The sequence below is a fragment of the Nostoc sp. genome (genome assembly GCF_036917465.1).
In the GTDB taxonomy this organism is placed as follows: Bacteria; Cyanobacteriota; Cyanobacteriia; order Cyanobacteriales; family Nostocaceae; genus Nostoc.
The window spans coordinates 1-2,675 of the sequence record NZ_JBALDL010000007.1 but is presented as its reverse complement, the minus strand read 5'-3'; the positions used below and the strand labels follow the sequence as shown (position 1 = coordinate 2,675).

Annotated in this window: 1 protein-coding gene; it reads left to right on the top strand. The window is 44.6% G+C overall.

The window, feature by feature from the left end; translation table 11 throughout:
- Positions 1-300: 300 nt before the first annotated feature.
- Positions 301-2,675: MobF family relaxase (mobF, locus tag V7K38_RS01990; protein WP_334855054.1), on the top strand; the 2,375-nt coding region annotated here is incomplete at its 3' end.

Here is a 2,675-nt window from a genome sequence, read left to right as displayed (position 1 = left end):
TGACGCACAGTACGCCATATTTGGCGGAAAGAATACTCTGATTTTTTGCTATATTAAATGACAGGAGAGTTGGGGAAATAAAATTTTGTTTTGGTCAAAGTCTCACGAAAAAAATTTCATTCGTCATCAAGCACCACGAAGTTTGATGACGGGGATTGATTTTGACTTCAATACTTATTGCAAGGGTGATTATCTTGCAATAAGAGAAAATAATCAGAATTTCTTGACGAGAGTAGGTCGCACTAACAGATGGAATAGAACAAGGATTAACTTTTGTAAACCCCATAACAGAGGTGAGCCATGCTAACAGAGGCTAACGTCTCAAGTGAGATGGCGGTGAACTACTTCATCAAGAATTACTATCACCAAGGAAAGTCGCTTTGGAGTGGTCAAGGTGCTAAAAAGTTGGGGTTGTCAGGGGCAGTCGATGACGAAGACGCTTTTAAAAATATCATTGAGGGGCTTACGCCTGATGGTCGTGAGGTATTGAATGCCAGAGTAGTCAAAGAAAAGGGGAAAGGAGAACGCAGAGCCGCATTAGACTGTACATTTTCTGCGCCCAAAAGTGTAAGCTTGATGGCATTGGTAGGTGGGGATACACGGTTAATCGATGCCCATCATCAGGCGCTAAAAGAAACCCTGGAGCTAATAGAGCAGCGTTACGCCTATACCAGAGTGACAGATAATAGCGGCAGACATAGGGTTAAGACTGGTAACTTGGTCGTCGCGCAGTTCGATCACATCGAAAGTCGGGATTTAGACCCACATCTGCACACCCATTGTTTGCTGATGAACATGACCCAAACTCCAGATGGTAGGTGGCTGAGTTTGGGTAATAACGAGATATTCGCCAATAAAAAATTCTTGGGGATGGTATACCAAAGCTCTCTGGCGCGTGAGGTGCAGAAGCTTGGCTACGAGATAGAAAAGAGCAAACATGGGCAGTTTGATATAAAAGGGTTTAAATTCGAGGATTTAGAGGCATTTTCTAAGCGGCGACAGCAAATCATCGCCTCATCTGGTGCTAATTCGACTTGGGCCGAACGTGAGAAAATCTGGGATAATACTCGCCAGCGCAAGCAGAAACTACCAGAATCAGAATTAGTTGCATTGTGGAAGTCAGAAGTTGCTGCATTGGGTATCACATTTGTCAAGCCAGGAGAACCAAGAAAAGAACAGGTTCCTCTTGTGGTTGAGCAAAAAAGTCTGATTGATGCCCTAGATGATGCGATCGCACATTGCAGTGAGAGAAATGTCGCTTTTAGACAAGAGGATTTAGAAAAATTCATCCTAGAAGAACGTTTAGCTACGGATGTAACAGCGATTGCACCCCTGATTAGAGAACATCAGGAGTTAATCGGTTTGCCAGGGTTGACTCACCAATTTACGACGATGACAGCAGTGAGGCGGGAGTTGGCGACGATTGAGTTGATGCAGCAAGGTGTTGGAAAAGTAGTCCCAATAACTAATAGAGAAGTAGTTGAGAGCCAGTTACAGAAAACCTTACTAAATACCGGACAGCGCCAAGCAGTAGAATTAGCTGCAACAACATCTGACCAGTTCATTGCATGGCAGGGAGTAGCTGGTGCTGGTAAGACTTTCGCCCTCAAGGAGTTGAAAGCGATAGCCACAGATGCCGGATACACTATTATTGGCTTTGCCCCTAGTTCCTCTGCTGCTAAGGTTTTGAGTGAAGAGTTAGAAATTCAGTCTGAGACAGTGGCTAGATTACTTGTCACTGAACCACAAGAAATTAAACCAAATCAAATCTGGATTGTGGACGAAGCGGGTTTACTCAGTGCTAAGGATGCCCATGCACTCCTACAACGAGCAACCTTACTTCAAGCTAGGGTGATTTTAGTCGGTGACACTCGGCAGTTGTCAGCAGTATCAGCAGGGAATCCCTTCAAATCCTTGCAACAGGCGGGAATCAAAACCGCACACCTCAATGAATCGTTGCGCCAAAAAGACCCTCAACTGAAGCTGGCAGTAGATTTAATTGCCGATGGCAGAGTAGAAGCGGGATTTGAACATCTACTGGCGACCGGCTCAATAAAAACTGTTTCTTCAGAATCCAAAATAGAGCAGATCGCCAGTGATTATATAGTAGGGACACCAGAGCAGCGACTAAAAACTCTTGTGTTAGCTGGAACAAATACAGAAAGACTTGCCCTTACCCAAGCGATTCGCTCGAAGCTCTTGGGTGAAGGAACTTTGGGAGAAACTGCAACCATCACCCAATTGCAAACCAAAAATCTCTCAATTGTACAGATGCGGTTTGCCCATAACTTTGAAATTGGTGATGTGATCATGCCCACACGGGATTACAAACGCCGGGGGCTTTCTAAAGGCAAATTATATGAAGTGGTAGGTCGAACTACTGATAAGTTGACCCTAATTGGTGATAATGGTCAGGTAATGGATGTAGACACGGCTTTTGAGAAAGCGGTTTACCAAAGTCACCAGATTGAAATTGCCGTCGGCGATCGCTTGCAATGGAAGAAAAACGATCGGCAATTGGGACGACGTAACGGACAGGAATTTACTGTGACAGGAATCGACCTGAACATAGTCCAGATTAAATATGCTGATGAGCGTACTGAACGCATTAGTTTGGCACAGGCGCAAAACTTAGACTATGCCCTTGTGAGTACAACATATAGTAGCCAGGGGAA